This is a genomic window from Enteractinococcus coprophilus (assembly GCF_006716305.1).
Lineage (GTDB): Bacteria > Actinomycetota > Actinomycetes > Actinomycetales > Micrococcaceae > Yaniella > Yaniella coprophila.
The window spans coordinates 760,851-776,870 of sequence record NZ_VFOU01000001.1 but is presented as its reverse complement, the minus strand read 5'-3'; the positions used below and the strand labels follow the sequence as shown (position 1 = coordinate 776,870).

16 protein-coding genes are annotated in these 16,020 nt (G+C 57.7%); 4 read left to right on the top strand and 12 right to left on the bottom strand.

Annotation, left to right across the window (positions count from 1 at the left end):
- Positions 1–8 precede the first annotated feature (8 nt).
- From FB556_RS03555 to FB556_RS03535, 4 genes are all read left to right on the top strand, one after another.
- Positions 9–425, top strand: a complete 417-nt coding sequence (locus FB556_RS03555; protein WP_141864785.1) for a cupin domain-containing protein — start codon at positions 9–11, stop codon at positions 423–425.
- 303 nt (positions 426–728) lie between these two features.
- Entirely contained in the window at positions 729–1,217 is a 489-nt protein-coding gene (locus FB556_RS03550; RefSeq protein WP_141864783.1) for a metallophosphoesterase family protein, read from the top strand.
- Complete coding sequence (locus FB556_RS03545; RefSeq protein ID WP_141864782.1) at positions 1,168–2,391, top strand: metallophosphoesterase family protein; 1,224 nt, start codon at positions 1,168–1,170, stop codon at positions 2,389–2,391. The genes FB556_RS03550 and FB556_RS03545 overlap by 50 nt, the downstream gene beginning before the upstream one ends.
- A 264-nt stretch (positions 2,392–2,655) precedes the next feature.
- The gene (locus FB556_RS03535) at positions 2,656–3,003 is read left to right on the top strand and encodes an LPXTG cell wall anchor domain-containing protein (protein WP_141864778.1); all 348 of its coding nucleotides are present in this window, start codon (positions 2,656–2,658) and stop codon (positions 3,001–3,003) included.
- A 193-nt stretch (positions 3,004–3,196) separates the two neighbouring features.
- Here FB556_RS03535 and FB556_RS03530 read toward each other — a convergent pair whose 3' ends face one another.
- The 12 genes from FB556_RS03530 to FB556_RS03475 form a co-directional block, all read right to left on the bottom strand.
- Positions 3,197–4,834 (bottom strand): FAD-dependent oxidoreductase, encoded by a 1,638-nt coding sequence (locus FB556_RS03530; protein ID WP_141864777.1) that lies wholly within the window; start codon positions 4,832–4,834, stop codon positions 3,197–3,199.
- The gene (locus tag FB556_RS03525) at positions 4,834–5,910 is read right to left on the bottom strand and encodes an alcohol dehydrogenase catalytic domain-containing protein (RefSeq protein WP_141864775.1); all 1,077 of its coding nucleotides are present in this window, start codon (positions 5,908–5,910) and stop codon (positions 4,834–4,836) included. Before FB556_RS03525 ends, FB556_RS03530 begins: the two co-directional genes overlap by 1 nt.
- Before the next feature lie 12 nt (positions 5,911–5,922).
- On the bottom strand, positions 5,923–6,222 hold the full coding sequence (locus FB556_RS03520) for a YciI family protein (protein WP_141864773.1): 300 nt from the start codon (positions 6,220–6,222) through the stop codon (positions 5,923–5,925).
- A 113-nt stretch (positions 6,223–6,335) separates the two neighbouring features.
- A complete protein-coding gene (locus FB556_RS03515; protein ID WP_141864772.1) occupies positions 6,336–7,136 on the bottom strand; it encodes an IclR family transcriptional regulator in 801 nt (266 codons plus the stop codon).
- 55 nt (positions 7,137–7,191) lie between these two features.
- Complete coding sequence (locus FB556_RS03510) at positions 7,192–8,073, bottom strand: shikimate dehydrogenase (protein ID WP_141864770.1); 882 nt, start codon at positions 8,071–8,073, stop codon at positions 7,192–7,194.
- Positions 8,070–9,455, bottom strand: coding sequence for an MFS transporter (locus tag FB556_RS03505; protein ID WP_141864768.1), 1,386 nt, complete (start codon positions 9,453–9,455; stop codon positions 8,070–8,072). Before FB556_RS03505 ends, FB556_RS03510 begins: the two co-directional genes overlap by 4 nt.
- Before the next feature lie 112 nt (positions 9,456–9,567).
- Complete coding sequence (locus FB556_RS03500; protein ID WP_141864766.1) at positions 9,568–10,461, bottom strand: LysR family transcriptional regulator; 894 nt, start codon at positions 10,459–10,461, stop codon at positions 9,568–9,570.
- Between the two features lie 137 nt (positions 10,462–10,598).
- Positions 10,599–11,342 (bottom strand): SDR family NAD(P)-dependent oxidoreductase, encoded by a 744-nt coding sequence (locus tag FB556_RS03495; protein ID WP_141864764.1) that lies wholly within the window; start codon positions 11,340–11,342, stop codon positions 10,599–10,601.
- Positions 11,339–13,147 (bottom strand): FAD-dependent oxidoreductase, encoded by a 1,809-nt coding sequence (locus FB556_RS03490; protein WP_246057184.1) that lies wholly within the window; start codon positions 13,145–13,147, stop codon positions 11,339–11,341. Before FB556_RS03490 ends, FB556_RS03495 begins: the two co-directional genes overlap by 4 nt.
- Positions 13,148–13,170: 23 nt before the next feature.
- Entirely contained in the window at positions 13,171–14,013 is an 843-nt protein-coding gene (locus FB556_RS03485) for an aldo/keto reductase (RefSeq protein ID WP_141864762.1), read from the bottom strand.
- Between the two features lie 16 nt (positions 14,014–14,029).
- On the bottom strand, positions 14,030–14,881 hold the full coding sequence (locus FB556_RS03480; protein WP_141864761.1) for a sugar phosphate isomerase/epimerase family protein: 852 nt from the start codon (positions 14,879–14,881) through the stop codon (positions 14,030–14,032).
- Entirely contained in the window at positions 14,878–15,981 is a 1,104-nt protein-coding gene (locus FB556_RS03475; protein ID WP_141864759.1) for a Gfo/Idh/MocA family protein, read from the bottom strand. The genes FB556_RS03480 and FB556_RS03475 overlap by 4 nt, the downstream gene beginning before the upstream one ends.
- Between the last annotated feature and the right edge of the window lie 39 nt (positions 15,982–16,020).

The window sequence follows — 16,020 nt, the reverse complement described above, 5'->3', positions numbered from 1 at the left end:
CACATATCATGTTGGAAAAGAAGAACGAACACGCATTTGATCTGTCGTTACATGGCGGCCTAGGACGAATGACTATAGATCACCATTTTGCTGGAATAACGCGACTTCCGGTGGCAGTGCAGACCTGGGTCCTAGAACCCGGCGCTACCGAGGGGATGCACACTCATGATGAACCAGAGCTAGAAGAGCTATACATCGTCGTCTCGGGAACGGCAGAAATTAACCAAGAAGGAGAGAAATACCAGCTCCAAAAAGGCGACTCCTTTCTAAGCCCCGTGGGCGCAGAACACGATCTCGTCAATCCTTCGTCGGAAGAACCACTGGTCGTCGTCATTGTTTGGGGACCTCCCGGTGAATTCGATTTCACCAGGTTTGAAAGCTATCAAAAAGCCATGGCCACACGGGGCGAGACCGTGAGCAGTTAAACATCCACTGAGCCTATGTAGATCTAAACCGAAGGAGGCACAGGTGAGCTATAAAAGACTCCCTGCGCCTCCTTCAATGTAGCTAACCGACGTCTCCACGAACAGCGCTCATGCTGCACCGATCCGTGCCGTGAACCCTCCAGCACGGGAACTTCCTAACTGTAACCGATCAGTCAAGCCCGCAATCACAAGCCGGTTCACGTGAGGTTGGCCGTCCCGGGGCGTCAAATTAGCCAAAATCTACCGAACTTGGCCACAGTACTTTTCATATACGAAAACCCTTTGCTTTCACCTTGGAGTACTGTGCTCTCTAGTTTCACTACTCGCCGCGGATGGATCGCAGCGAGCGCGTGCGCCAGCATAGCTGTCACAGCGCTATTTTCAACCTCGGCGGTCTCTGCGACCGTTGTACCCGATGATTCAACATGGCAGCACCAGGATCTGACATCTCGCTTTAGCCTGGGTATCCCGTCCGATACCCAGTTCTACTCGCGCTATGCCACCCAGGAAACCGGCGATCTGTTCAATGCGCGCTACGGCTCAGAGCCATTCGAAACGCAGACTTCCTGGCTGGCCGACACTACTGATGAGCTGCACATGCCGTTTGTAACGCACCTGGGCGACGTCGTCGAACAGGCGTATGTGCCAGCCGAATGGCCGGTTGCCGATGCGACGAGGCAGAACCTGGAAGACGGCGATCTGCCATACTCCATTCTGCCGGGGAACCACGACCTGACCTCAGATGGCTCGGTGCCCTACCGTCGGCACCTTCCCAACGTCTCGAGCAGCTGAGCAACTCACCTTTGGTGGCCGATCACCGGATGAGCTCAGTGAGTACCATATCTTCGAAGCGGAAAGCCAGCAGTTCCTGATCCTGGCCCTGGAATATCATGCCAGCGATGAGACACTGGAGTGGGCATCCAAGATGCTCAACGAACATCCAAGCCTGCCAGCGATCTTGACTGCGCACGAATACGTTGGGCTGTCGCAAGACCGCAGCCAGGTCACCGACACCGAATACGGTCAGCACCTGTGGGATTACCTGATTGCAGAGCACGACCAGATTTTCCTGACACTGTCGGGGCACAACCACGGCGTCGGTTACCGGATCCAACAGAATGACGCCGGCAACGAGGTCGTTGAGATTCTGATGGATTATCAGATGGCATACCAAGGCGGCAACGGCCTGCTGGGCTTACTCGAATTTGACCTGACGAACGATCAGCTCCAACTGGCTGCGTTCTCGCCGTGGGTTGACGTCAAACCGTATGACACCCTGACGTCGTTCGACCACCTGTTGCTGAACAATGAGCCCGATAGTTGGACCCTGGGCTTCAACTTTGCCGAACGTTTCGCGGGATTCAACACGGTCTTCACTGCAGGTACGGCCGATGAACTGCCCCTGGCCGACCGCGACGTAGAGCGGGTGTCCAAAAGCTTTGTCCCATATAAACCCGAAGCAGCAGACCTGCCGCGCCACCGGGATGATTATCCTGCGCTCGAGTCCACCGCCGCTCACTGGCGTCCGGGTGAACTAGATCAGCACGATGGCAGCGTGATTGCAACCGGTGAGATCATTCCGGAAGTCACCGCCGAGCAACACTTCACCCGTCAGGAGGGTATCAACGGTGCGCAAGAAGCCGATGTGACCTTCGCTGACACCTTGCACCCGCTGTCCTCGGATGGTGCGGCCGCGTGCTTTGCCAACGCTGACAAACACTTCGGCGGCCGCGATGTTTCCCGTCTGAACTACTTCAACGCCGACGACGACGCTGCCGTCAATGCTGAAACCTTCGACAAAGGTTACACCGCAGAAACCTTCATCCGCGTGGACGAAAATTGGACCGCCCAGCTCAACCCTTCGATGAAAGCCTTGAGCCGGATGGGTCAGCGCGAGAACATCACCGCAGGTGACGGCTTGAATATGCCCGTGAACCTTGCGTTCTCCAACCTGCAAGAACTGTAATGGTCCGCCAGGTCGAATCAGCTGGCCAGTTCTTCGAACTGGTCGCACCAAGTACCGAGGGCCGAATGGGTGCACGTTGCCGTGGTCAATGATCCCGCAGACCAGACCGTGACCATGTACTTGGACGGCGTCCCAATTCTGCGCAACGTCCTCAACGTCACCGGCATTCAGCACGACGACGCCAAACCATAGATCCTCGGCGCTGGCCTGTGGGGCGAAGCGCTCACCGACGGCTGGAACGGCTGCATTGGCGAAACCCGCCTCGTGACCGAACCCCTCGATGAAGACCAGTGGCTCACCGCTCGCGCCGAAGCAGAGACACCTGCGCCTAGTGCCGAACCAACTGACGAGCCGACTACGGAACCGACCGTTGCTCCAAGGGAGGAGCCCAGCGCTTCTCCAACTGAAGAACTCACCGATGTCGAAACTGACCCGATGACCGAGCCGACCGAGTCACCATTTGAGGCCGTTGGTATGGACGACGACACCAACGCCGACAATCTCGCTCGCACCGGTGCTGGGGTGCTCTGGCTGATCGCAGCCGGTGTCACTGCGGTCATCCTCGGAGCGATAACCATGTTGCTGCGTCGTAGAAGCACATCACAAAGCTAAGCACTCTTCAATCACGGCTCCTTGAGATAAACGGTAGGCAGAGGACCCCAGTAGGCCGCTGCCTAACGGACTCTTGTGGACTCCTCGGACGTCAGAAGATCAAGCCTCTTCATCTCACCCCATTCCAAGCCTCGATAAGCAACATGCTCATCGAGGCTTGAAGATGGAAGTTTCTGTCAGGGGGGCTCTACTCTTATGGAGCGGGCACCGGGGCCATTACCTGGGCAAGATTACGGCCTACGGCATACGCTCGAGTGATACCCGATCCCAGGGTTGCTCCACCACCCGGGTAGGTATTGCGGAAGACACCCCCGGAGACGTTGCCAGCCGCATATAACCCTTCGATGGGCTGTTGATGGCGATTTAGGACTTGTCCGTCGTGGTTCGTGGCCAAGCCACCCGAAGTGCCCAGGGTGCCGGCATGCAGGGGCACTGCATAATACGGTCCGGTTTCCAACGGCGAGAGACACGGGTTGGGCTTCACCGAAGAGTCGCCCAGGTGACGATCCTGTTCGGATGAGCCACGGCCGAATTCGCTATCAATCCCCTGTCGCGCGTCGTCGTTGAATTTTTCGACGGTAGCAACTAATTGCTCTGCTTCAATACCAGCAAGTTCGGCCAAAGCATCGAGACTTTCTGCCTGCAGCATCCACTCTGGGGCCTGGCCTGGTGTGGAGCCGGCGACCGGATACTTCGACATGAAGGTGTGGTCGAAAACGAGCCAGGCTGGGTTATTCTGTGCCTTGCCGGTGTGCGGGTCGATATTAGCAAACACCCGTGCGGCATCGTGATAGTTCAGTGCCTCGTTAACGAAACGGCGTCCGGCCGTGTTGACAGTGATGGATCCCGGCAGGGTCATCTCCACATTGCCCATACGACCGGTGGGTTTACCGTCATAGGTTTGGCCCGCCGCGTTGATAATGGGAACACCCCATAGGGCGTTCATATCGAGCAGACTCGCCCCGACGGCCATGCCCAGTTCAAGTCCTTCACCTTCATTAGATGGCGCACCGATTGGGATGATCTCCAGGGGCAGGAAGGTTTTTCGCAAGCGCTCGTTGTACTCAAAGCCACCCGAGGCAATGACCACGGCGGCAGCACTGATGGCCTTGGTTTCGGCCACGGTAACCTGCCAACCCTCCGCACCGCGGCTCAAGTTGGTCACGGGTGCGCTCAGTGCTATATGGACCCCGACATCAAGGGCCGAAGCCGTGAGCGAACCAACCAGGGCCCCACCCATGGTTCGTACCCCTTGAGCTGCACGGTCTGCCAACAGTTGTGGATCTGGTGCTAGGCCGTCGAGGTCGTCACGTTCGACCATGGTGAGCAGCGGAAAGTAAGTTGGCTGACGCATGACTGTGGCAATGTCTGGATAGTCATCGGCGCGAAAGGCAGCATTGTCAAGACTGCGACCACCTGCTGCAGCGCCCGGCCATTCCATATGGTAATCCGGACGGCTCAGCGGTAACAGTTCCACGCGGGTGTGCTCATCAAGGAACTTGACAGCTGCACCACTGGTGCGAACGTACCAGGCGATGTCTTTGTCCGACATGATGTCGCCAGCGGCAGCGGTCAAGTAATCGATACCATCTTGCTCTGAATCTTGATAGCCGGCAGTTGCACCCAGGTGGTTAGCTGGCGCCCAAATGACCCCGCCACCGGCAGCCGAAGTTCCCCCGAGCTTCTCGGCTTTTTCGACTACAGCGACTCGCAGGCCGGAATGTGCGGCCCGGACTGCTGCGGTCAAACCGGAGGCACCTGAGCCCATCACCACGACATCGTACGAATCGTTAAGCTGATCTGCAGTGTAAAAGGAAGATGTTTGAGACATCAGTTATGCACCTCTGCGAAAAGTTCTGCGGGTTCGGCGACCGTGGTCACTGGCATGTCGATGACGATCTTGCCGACCTGCGCGCTACGATCCTCCATGGTTTCGAAAGCTTTACCCAGCTGGTGAAAATCGAACGTGTGGGTAATCAAGGCCTCTGCCAGATCTTGGCGCTTATTGAGAATTTCCAGTGCCTGAGGAATTAGGTTCAGTGAGTTGCGGCTACCGCGGATATCCAGTTCTTTGAAAGGCACATCGCGCATCGACAGTGCAGCACTCGCCGTGGAAATGCCGACTTGGACAATGCGAGCAGTGGGGGCTGCGAGCCGAATCGCGTTTTCCAGGCTAACGGGCACACCGGTCGCCTCGATCACAAGCGTTGGCCCGTCCATCGGGCAAGCCTCGGCCAGCACCCGGGCGTCCTTCGCGTTGGGGAAAGGATTCGTACCCGCGGCGATCGTTGTAGTTGCACCGAATTGGCGGGCTAAGGCCATGCGGTGTTCATCGAGATCCGCCGCGACGACGTTCACGCCGCGTTCAGTCAAGAACAGTGTGGCCAGAAGGCCGATTGGTCCGCACCCTAGAACCAGGGCTGTTTCACCGGCGACCGGTGTGCCCCGGTTGACGGCTTGCATCGCAATCGACCCTGGTTCCCCCAAAGCCGCAAGCCGCAACGGCATACCTTCGGGTAGCGGATGCAGCTTGTCGACCGGCATCGAGATGATTTCAGTCAGGGCACCGTCTTCGTAGCATCCTAAACAGGAGATCGTATCGCACACGTTGTAGCGACCGGCCTGGCAAGGTCCACACGTGCCGCAATAGACCATTGGGCTGATCGCGACGGCGGTTCCCACAGTCAACGTGGATGCGTCTTCATCAATGGCTTCGATGACACCCGAGAATTCATGCCCTTGGACAATCGGCAGTTCGGTGACGTACTGATCGTCCCAGATGGTGTGATCCGTGCCGCATAGAGCAACGTGGTGGACACGGACGAGGGCATGACCGGCAGTCAGCTGAGGTGCTGATTCGTCTTTGAGTTCGACGGTTCGTCGAGCGACTGTATGGGCGCGTAACATGGCTGAGCGTTCCTAGGCGTTGGCAGGAACGAGTTTGTCTTTGCCGAAGAAGACACCCCACTTGCGGATGCCACGTTCGGTGATGAGATCGTTTTGGGCAAATGGGTCATTGTCCATCAGGCTCATTGCATCGGCTTCGTCCTCACCTGTGACGATCAGCAGCGCACCGGCGCCGTCATCTACCGGACCTGAGACCAGCAGACGGCCGTTGTCGAAGCATTCTTGCAGAAATTCTACGTGGACGGGGCGGACTTCGTCGCGAGTCGCAGCAGTGGAGTCGTCGTAGACGTAATTGATGGCGTAGATATTCATGGCTTGTCTCCTAGGTTTTAATAGGCAATGTGATGTCCACTGTATGAAGGATGGTCAGAAGAAATAATCGGTTGCCCATTGAATGGGCGGCCGATTCCAGTCGACTTGAAGCTCTAGTCGCCGAGAGCTGACCAGCGGCGGGCAGAATATGGCCGGTGCTCAGCGCCCATGAGCCGTGACAGTGCTCGGCCCGCTGCAGCCAGCACAGGCACGATGAACTGGTGGTTGTCTTCACGCTGAGTTGTCACGACGGTGACGGCACCAATGATCTGGTTCTCTGAACCTTTGATAGCCACTGAATAGCCAACGTTTTCTGCTACGAGGTCGCCGGCATGACGTGCGAAGCCGCGTTCCCGAATCTCAGCAAACCGGGACCGCAATTGTGCCGGGTCCGTCATGGTTCGCGGAGTGCATTGCGGGATTACACCTGCAAGGAAGGTTTCTTGCACATGACGTGGCGCATTCGCCATCATGACCAGACCGGCGGAGGTCGAGTGCATGTTGAGTCGGCCAGCAACCTGAGCCAGATTGTTGACGGTGCCGTGCTTGTCGAGGCGTTCCACATACAGCACGGTGTGGTCCTCGAAAGATGGCACCGACAACGAGACATCCTGTCGCAGGGCTTCTTGAATACCTTCGAGCACTGGACGACCGCGCTGCCGGAACTCTTCCAGTGGGTTCGAACGGGCGGCAAGTTCCCACATTCGCGGTCCGATGCCCACCCGCCCCTCGTCGTCGCGGTTGAGGAATCCGACATCGCAGAGTTCAGCAGCGAGTCGGTGAACGGTTGACGAGGGGAGGCCAGTTTCTCGGGCGAGCGCGCTCACGGTCAGGCGTGGCTTAGTCCGTCCAAAAGCACTGAGCAATTTGATGACGCGTTCCACGACGGACTCGCCGGACCGTGAATTCGCCATGATCGTGTTCCTTTCGCCAGTGAAATCACCGATGATGCTCGGTGGCCCTTTCGGGCTAGGCAGCAGAAACTGCTAGGAGCTCTTGATGTAGGTGAGTCCGCATCCGTTGCCGGTTGGCGGTCAGCCCGGTTTGATATTCGAACGTGTCTGCTGCTTGTTCAACCAGCATGGCCGTGCCATCGACCGTGTGGCAACCTAAGCTGTGCGCATGAGCTAACAGTTGAGTTTCGATCGGCCGGTAGATCACGTCCGCTACCCAGTGGTCGCCGCTCAACAGGCTGACATCAAACGGGGTGCCCGGCAGATGTTCCATGCCGATCGGCGTGGCATTGATGACCGCATCAGCATTCGGCACCCAAGCAACTGCCATATCTGGGCTACCGGTATGCAACCGCAGGCCTTCAGCCAAAATTGCGGCGAGCCGCTCGTTGAGCTGATCGAGTTGCACTGGCTGCGGGTCAATCACATAAAGGTTCTGCACGCCGAAATCGAGCAGTGCGCTGGCTACTGCGGCTCCTGCACCACCAGCTCCGAAGAGCACCGCGGTTTCACGTGGCGCATCTTCGGGAAGTTGGGTGTGCAGACCACCGAGGAACCCACTGTGGTCGGTGTTATGACCGACCCAGCCCTCCTGGGTGACGATGACGTTGTTGACAGCGCCCAACATTCGGGCTGCCTCGGTCAAGCTATCGAGGTGGGCGATGACGTGCTGTTTATGCGGATGAGTAATGTTGAAACCGGTGAACCCGGCAGCCACGTGTTCTTGGATGATTTCTCCAAGTCGTTCGGCAGCATCCGTTTGGCCTTCCAGGTCGATGAGGTCGTACTGGAAGTTGTCGAGACCCTGGGCCGTGGCTTCGGCGGTGTGGATCATTGGCGACAACGAGGTGCCAATGTGTTCACCGATGAGTCCGATGCGGTAGTTATCCGACCTCATTTTGCTTCAGCCGCTTTGTTTCGTGGTTTACCCAGCTCCGAGGTTGGAGTCCGGTAGGTTTCTGGACCAGTGGAGAAAGCGATAGCTGAGCCGATCGCAAACACTGCACACATGATCGCCACTGGGATCCAGTTGGTGACGTCGCCACCGGTAATCATGGTTCCGATGGCCGGGGTGAAGCCCGAGACGAGCAGGCCGAGCATCAGACCGATCGCCATGCCGGAGTAACGAACCTTTGCTGGGAACTGTTCTGGGAAGGCAGCGAAGTAGATGCCGTTAGCAGCTGCGTAGGCTCCGCCCATCATCACGATGGAGGAGATGAAAATCAGAGCGACATTTCCGGTGCTAATAGCCCAGAGGAAGACGAACATCATTAGACCGGCGCCGATCGTACCGCCGATGAAGACTGGTTTGCGACCGATCTTGTCGGCCAACAATGCAAAGAGCGGTTGGGTGAGGACTGCGGCGAAGTTCGACGCTGCAATCGCTGCCAGCATCACAGTGCGGTCAACACCTGCGTGTTCTACGGCAAAGGAGAGGCCGAAGACGTTGACCATGGTATTGATCATCGCAAACGTCGATGAGAACATAACGCGCAGCAGCGCTGGTAAGTGGTCACGGAACAGAACGACCAGTGGCACCTGTGGTTCGGTTTCTTCTTCGATAGCTTCTTCGAAGACTTCAGGTTCTTCGAGGTTGCGGCGCATCCAGACGGCAAAGAAGGTCAGGACCACGCTGATGAGGAATGGCATACGCCAGCCCCAGCTGAATAGCTGCTCATCAGGGAGTAGCGCGACGGGGATGAAGACGAGAGTTGCTAAAACGATGCCGAGCATGATGCCGGAAGCGGTGAAGCTAGCAAAGAATGAGCGGCGGTATTCTGGGGCGTGCTCGATCGATAGCGAAGCAGCGCCTGGAGACTCGCCGCCAGCCGACAAGCCCTGGCACAAGCGAAGGAAGACGAGCAGGATTGGTGCCAGAATGCCGATCTGGTCATAAGTTGGCAGTACTCCGATCAGGAATGTTGCCACCCCCATGAGCAACAGCACAGCCATCAGGGTGTTCTTGCGTCCGAACCGATCTCCCAGGTGGCCCCACATCACCGCACCCAGGGGACGGGCAATGTATGCAACCCCGAGGGTTGAGATCGACAGCAGCAGCGAGTTGACGCCATCGCCCGGGAAGAAAATATGCGAAAAAACCAGTGCGGCAGCAGAGCCGTAAATGAAAAAGTCGTAGTATTCCAGGGCACTGCCCAGGAAACCCGAGAATGCCGCGCGCTTGGCCTGCGGTGTTACTGTCGTAGCGTTGCGAACGCGGGGATCGGTCCCGCCAATGGCTTCAGGATCGGATACCTGAAATGCTGTCGTGTCGGTAGTCATGTGATGGTCCTTTCAAACTCCTGCTTGAAGATCACCATCTAGTGTGACTGACCGCACTAGGTGTTGTCCACGACTTTATTCGTCTCAGACTGTGTGCGAAAAACACACAATGCTAGAGACCTTCGGCCAACACCTCGTCGACTAGTCCAAGGAATGCTTCACGAGCCGTTGAGCCACGGATCTTCGACCAGGCCAGTCCGTGATTCATATACACCGGCTCGCCCTCCAGCGGAACAAAGGCTGTACCTGGCGGCACTACGGGCCGAACACCTTCCGGCAGATATGCCACGCCCACTCCGGTCGCCACCAACATCATGCTCATGTAAGGATCGGTGATCTGCTGGGAAATGATGGGGTAAAAGCCTGCGTTGGTGCAAGCGCGGATCGTATCGTCGTACAGCGCCGACCCGCCACCGATAGGCGGGGTGATGAAATGGTCTTCGGAGAACATCGACAACTCCACATGGCGCTGATCGACTAAAGGGTGACCGGTAGGCACGACCATCCCAAACCGTTCGCGCAGTAAGAGTTGTGTCTCGATCCGCGTCGAATCGATTGGCAACCCGACAAACGCTAGATCCAGCGTGCCAGCATCCAACTGAGCGATGGCCTCCTGCGTCATGACCCGCCCTACCAGTGATAGTTCTATCTCGGGGTAGGTGTCTCGCACCGCGCGCGTAAACCGTGGCAGGGTCCGTTGATTGAGTACCCCGGTAAACCCCAGACTGAGATGACCATAGACAACCCCTTCGGGAACTTTCACCGACTGCCGGGCCAGTTCAAGATCCTCAAGCACCATACGAGCGTGTGGCAAGAACGCGTGCCCAGCTGATGTGAGTTCGACTGAACGCGTATTTCGGTTAAATAACTCCGTGCCAACCGAATGCTCAAGCTTTCGAATCACCTGGCTCAACGGTGACTTCGCCATGCGCAGTCGGATAGCGGCATTACCAAAGTGCAGCTCTTCAGCAACAGCAATAAAGGCTTCCAACCAGCGAATTTCCATGTTCTCGTAGCTCCTTCAGGTCCGCAGTATTAGTGCGAGTGTAGTCTCAGCACCCAGCCGTCACAGCAAGCACCGTAGGGCGCAAGAATTCCAGCAACGTGGCTTCGGCACATGCCAATATCTTGCGCCGATTACGACTAGTACGTTGCTCGTCCTCCAGAGAGATCGTAGACAGCACCTGTCGAAAAGCTACAGCGATTCGAGGCCAACCATGCCACGAGTTCCGCGGCTTCATCGGGGTGCCCCGGGCGCCCCATCGGAATGCGTTCCATGAGACGGTCCTGGGTTCGTGGATCCATGTGCTGGTTCAACGGCGTAGAGATAATGGTCGGTGCAATCGCGTTGACTAACACACCGTCTTGCGCCAGTTCTTTTCCAAGAGACTTCGTCAACCCAATGACGGCAGCTTTGGACGCCGAGTACGCCGACTGGAATGCGTTTCCTTCCTTGCCTGCAATGCTGGCCAGATTGATGATCCGACCCCACCCAGCAGCGATCATGCCAGGTGCAAAATACTTGCACATGAGAAAAACGCCATCGACATTCACCCGCATGGTCTGCTGCCAGTGTCGGTATTCAGTGTCTGCGAGCGCAGACTCAGGACCTTGCAATCCTGCGGAGTTGATCAGAATATCAACTGATTTGCCGTCCTCCACCACCCGTTGTCGCAGGTCTGCCACCTGCTGTTCGTCACTGATATCGCATTGATAATCGGCCCCGGGATTGAGATCAACCGTACAGACCCGCACCCCGCGGTGGCGTAGGAGTTCAGCACAAGCTGCACCAAGTCCTCCACCACCGCCGGTGATCAAGGCCAGGGCTCCGACAGGGTACTCGTCGTTGACGATCGCGCGGTCATCGGATGATTGTTGTGTACTCATCGTTGCACTGCGGTGTTTGGGAGTTCCGTAGTAGTGACTTCGTACTCTGTCGCCCCGGCGAGGTCGCGACCTGCGATATACCCGAAAGTTAACGCTGGGCCAATGTTCACGCCACCCGAGGGGTACTTGCCGCGCATAATCGACACCATGTCATTACCGGCCGTATACAGGCCACGAATGGGTTCACCCTCACGGTTCAGTACTCGGGCCTTGGTATCTGCTGCCAGTCCGGCAAATGTTCCGAAGGAGCCGGGACGAATGTGGACGGCGTAAAACGGTCCTTTTTCGATCGGCGCCAGGCTCGGGTTCGGTACAACGGCCGGGTCACCACCGTAGCGGTTAAAGTTCGTCTCGCCCCGCTGGAATGCCGGGTCCTCCCCGCGGCGGGCGTTCTCGTTGAACTCACGAACGGTTTTGACCAGCTGCTCCGGGTCGATGCCGGTCTTTTGGGCTAGTTCTTCTAGCGTATCGGCCTTGATGAGGTAGCCGCTGCGAATGTATGGCAGCAGCGGGATCGGAATGGGTTTGGCAAAACCAAGTGGATATTTGCGAACGAACGTTGAATCCGCGATCTGCCATGACTCTACGGCTTCACCTTCAGGGGTCGCATTCATCATGCCATCGACATAGTCAAAGTAGCCGTTGGCTTCGTTGACGAAACGCTTGCCGTCCTTCCGGACTCCGATGGAGCCCGGCTTGGCGCGGTCCATGATGTGGGGGAACACGCCGGTCTTGCCATTGGGGTAGGGCACCAGCGACACCGGGCACCAAGCCGCAGCCGAGTACACGTCTATATCGAGGTAGCCGCCAACGGCCTCGGCCAGGTCAGCACCCGAACCGTCGGCTTCATCCGGCGCCAAGGTCCAGTGCTCGTTGCCTGTCGGGGTATTGCGGAAATACTTTCGACGGCGCTCAACATCCGCAGGGAACCCACCCGTGGCCAGGACCACGCCTCGTTGGGTGCGGATAATGCGCCCGCCGTCCTCGGTGCCCACGACAGCACCAACTACGGCGCCCTCGTCGTCGACAATCAGATGCTGAACTTCTGTTTTGACGCGAATATCTACCCCGAGGTCCTCGGCAGACTGAATCAACCGCCCCATGAGCGCTGTTCCATTGACCAAGTGCATGCTGCGGCGGTGGGTAACCATATCCCAAACGTGTGGGATGACCCGCGATGCCGAATACACCCAGCCCTTGGGGGATAGTTGGGAGGCGGACATGATCTTCTGCAGGTCTGGTCCTGCCATGATGCCCATTCCCAAAAAGGATGTGGGGTAGTACTGGTTGTTGAGTTTTTCGAGCGCGGATTTGGACAGTTTGCGCGCGTTGATCGGCTTGGGTCCCACCGATCGGTTCCCGGTACCGGCACCCGGCAAGTGGCCGTAAATGTCATTGATCTTCGCGCCCGTGACAAATTGCAGCGCGGTTTTGTAATGGAAAAAGTCCACCATGTGTGGCACGGCGTCCAGGAACGCGTCGATCATCTCGGAGGCCGAGTCGGTGTACAGGTCGCCCAGCACGCCGCGAAGGTAGGTGCGGAAGGTTTCCGGGTCCTCATCCACGCCTTCGGCCTTGGCCAGGGAGGTGCCCGGTGTCCACGCCCAACCACCGGATCGTGAGGTTGCGCCACCGCAGGCTGCGGATTGTTCGGCCAACAGGACCCGCAAACCGTGATATGCGGCGGTCGTGGCTGCCGCGAAACCGCCTGCACCACCGCCTACAACCAGGACATCAACGTCATCGGTTGGCAGGTGGTTGGGCAGATCATCAACGTGCAACAGACCGGGTGTTGAGGTATTCAATGGTGTCTTGCCTTTCTAGAAGATTAGTGACCGTACTCGTCGGCATCTAGCCGGGCACGGGAGCCGTCATCGAGCGCATTGATCGCGGTGATTTCGGCATCGGAAAGTTCAAAATCAAAGACGTCGAGGTTTTCTCGCTGGCGTTTAGCATTCGCTGACCGTGGCACCGCGATGCGGCCCTGTTGGACGTGCCAGCGCAACACGATTTGATGTTCAGTTTTGCCGTGCCGCTCGGCTGCTTCACGAAGCGCCGGGAAATCGGACAAAGTCAGGTCCCGGCCCGTTGGAGAGTAGGCGCTCACGATGATGCCGTGTTGAGCGTTGGCCGCCAGGTAATCTGGTTGGCCGGCAAGCGGATCCACCTGGATCTGGTTGATCGGGATATCCAAGCCAGCAACTGCTACGGCTTGTAAGTGTTCAGGCGTGAAGTTTGAGACGCCCCACGCCCGGATCAGTCCGGTATCCACAAGTTCGGCCAGCGATGCGCAGGTTTGAACGTAGTTTTTCAACCAGGGGTTAGGCCAGTGGATGAGCATCAGGTCGAGGTAGTCGAGTCCGGTTTCACGCAGGCTGTATTCGATGCCCGCACGAACCGTGGCCGCATCACCAAAGAATTCATTGGTGAGTTTGGTGGTGACAAATAGTTCATCGCGCGGCACGGAAGCTTTGCGCACGGCCTTGCCAACGGCGTCCTCGTTGCCATATTTTTGGGCGGTGTCGATGTGACGGTAGCCGTTGTCGATGGCCATGGCCACCATATCGGTGGATTCCTGCCCGGTGTGCGGCCAGGTGCCCAACCCGATCTGCGGGATCTGCACCCCGGCCACCCCGGTGCCGGTCAGAGTCAGTGGGTCAATATTCGGCATGACGACGTCCTTTCCTTTAGGCACGCTGCTGGGCCGGTTCCATGCTGTCCAACAGATCGCGTGTTGTTGTGTAGAGTCGGTTGACCCAATCCTGGGCGTTCATGGATTCTTGCAGCACCCTATTTGGCACCTCCACTGAGATCGGGAGCAGTGGCTCGTGTGCACCTCGGCCAGCGTCCACGGCAGCAATCATTGCCGCCAAATGCTGCCCGCCTTCACCGGCAGGGAAACGTCCGCTGCGCGATTCTTCCACCAGTGCGTCGCGGGTGGCCGGCATAGTGGCAACCGAATCACACAATTGGATCATCGGCACCCGAGGGGCAGCAGCGCGCAGATCCTGAGTGGTCGCACCGAACCGTGCGGCATGCAGGGTATCCACCAACACGGTGACACCGGTCTGCTCGGCAATACTTGTGGCCTGTGAGTAGCTGTTAACGGCTTGATAACTAATGGCTTCCAGTGCGGGGGTGATCCCATAGGCTTTCCCATCGGCCACCATTTGGCCCAGGTTGTCGAGCACGCGGGCCTGATCAGTATCGGCAACCGCAACCGTCAGCGATTCGGCCCCCAGCGCCTGGCCGGCTTCAAACATTTGGTTCCAGGCGTCACGCTGATCACTACCGTCGAGCAGCAAGAATTCGGTGTCCTTGACCTGCAATCCAGTATCCGCCAATCGGGCCAGGGTTTCAGCAAGCATGGGCGAACCCGGCTGCACGTTAAAGGGCGTTTCGTGTGCGGTCACGGGGCGCACCCGAATGCCAACGAAGGCAAAGCCCGCCTGAGCGGCAAGCTCAACGAGCTTGGGAGGTTCAGTGGTCAAAGAGGAGAGTTGAGCAAGTCCTAATGGACGGGTGTGTTGTGTAGTCATAGTGAGAGCTTCACCGGCTTTCCGGTCTCGGATGATTCATAAATGGCAAGTAGCACACGCAGGGCTTTCGTTGCTTCTTCGCCCGTTACTGCGGGTTCGGTATTCGTGACGACGGCATTGACAAAATCGGCGACCTGGAGTTTATGGAACGGCACCAGGGCGGCGTTAATCTCTGACAGCGCCGTATTTGGATTGGCGTTGCCTGGCCAGGTGGGTTCGGTCTGGAGGGTGTTCTCGGTGCCGAACAAGTCGACGCGACCCTCGGTGCCTTCGGGAAATTCGGTCAGCTGCACGCTGGCTCCGGTGGTACCGGTAATCCGAATTTGCACCCCAAGTCCAGGCGTCACCGCGGTAGAAGCCTGAATCGTGGCCATCGCACCTGAAGCGAACTTTAAGGTGGCCGTTGCGGAATCCTCAGTTTCCATGTGCGCTTGGTGAACGAACGTATTGGTGTAGCCGTACACTTCAACGACATTGCCCATCATCCACAACAGCAAATCGATGTAATGAATGCCCTGGGTCATCAGCACTCCCCCACCATCGGTGTCCCACGAGCCACGCCACGGGGTCGCTGAATAGTAGCTCGGATCGCGGTGCAGCATCACCGAAACGTGGCCCAGAATGGGCTGACCGATTGTGCCATCGTCGATGAGAGCCTTAATGCGTTGAGCTGCCGGCCAGAAGCGTCGTTGAAACAGCACACCCAGTTTCACATCGTTGCGTCGGCAGACGTCGACCATGCGTTGCGAGGAATCCAAAGAAATGGCCAATGGTTTTTCGCATAACACGTGCACCCCGGCTGCGGCGACCTCCGTCACGACGGCCTCGTGGGTTGGATGCGGGGTACAGACGGAGACGAGATCCACACGCCCCAGGTCTGTCTCGTCATTGGCTGCGGACAACAACGCAGTCACGCTACCGAAAGCGCGCGGAATGTTGTGCTGCTGGGCGGTGCGGACCGCAAGCTCTTCATCGACGTCGCACACTGCAACAATCTCAACGTTCTCTAGGCCGCGATAAGCCTCAAGATGGTTACGAAAAATAGCGCCGGTGCCAATGATGGCCACCTTCAGCGTGGCGCTGGGTGATAGTTCGGACATGCAGAGTGCCGCATCCTTTGTTCTGTGGTCGGTCAGTCG

Coding starts and splice junctions, on each gene's coding strand:
- FB556_RS03555 (WP_141864785.1), top strand. CDS start 9: ATGTTGGAAAAGAAGAACGAACACGCATTTGATCTGTCGTTACATGGC.
- FB556_RS03545 (WP_141864782.1), top strand. CDS start 1,168: ATGGCTCGGTGCCCTACCGTCGGCACCTTCCCAACGTCTCGAGCAGCT.
- FB556_RS03530 (WP_141864777.1), bottom strand. CDS start 4,834: ATGTCTCAAACATCTTCCTTTTACACTGCAGATCAGCTTAACGATTCG.
- FB556_RS03525 (WP_141864775.1), bottom strand. CDS start 5,910: ATGTTACGCGCCCATACAGTCGCTCGACGAACCGTCGAACTCAAAGAC.
- FB556_RS03520 (WP_141864773.1), bottom strand. CDS start 6,222: ATGAATATCTACGCCATCAATTACGTCTACGACGACTCCACTGCTGCG.
- FB556_RS03515 (WP_141864772.1), bottom strand. CDS start 7,136: ATGGCGAATTCACGGTCCGGCGAGTCCGTCGTGGAACGCGTCATCAAA.
- FB556_RS03510 (WP_141864770.1), bottom strand. CDS start 8,073: ATGAGGTCGGATAACTACCGCATCGGACTCATCGGTGAACACATTGGC.
- FB556_RS03505 (WP_141864768.1), bottom strand. CDS start 9,455: ATGACTACCGACACGACAGCATTTCAGGTATCCGATCCTGAAGCCATT.
- FB556_RS03500 (WP_141864766.1), bottom strand. CDS start 10,461: ATGGAAATTCGCTGGTTGGAAGCCTTTATTGCTGTTGCTGAAGAGCTG.
- FB556_RS03495 (WP_141864764.1), bottom strand. CDS start 11,342: ATGAGTACACAACAATCATCCGATGACCGCGCGATCGTCAACGACGAG.
- FB556_RS03485 (WP_141864762.1), bottom strand. CDS start 14,013: ATGCCGAATATTGACCCACTGACTCTGACCGGCACCGGGGTGGCCGGG.
- FB556_RS03480 (WP_141864761.1), bottom strand. CDS start 14,881: ATGACTACACAACACACCCGTCCATTAGGACTTGCTCAACTCTCCTCT.
- FB556_RS03475 (WP_141864759.1), bottom strand. CDS start 15,981: ATGTCCGAACTATCACCCAGCGCCACGCTGAAGGTGGCCATCATTGGC.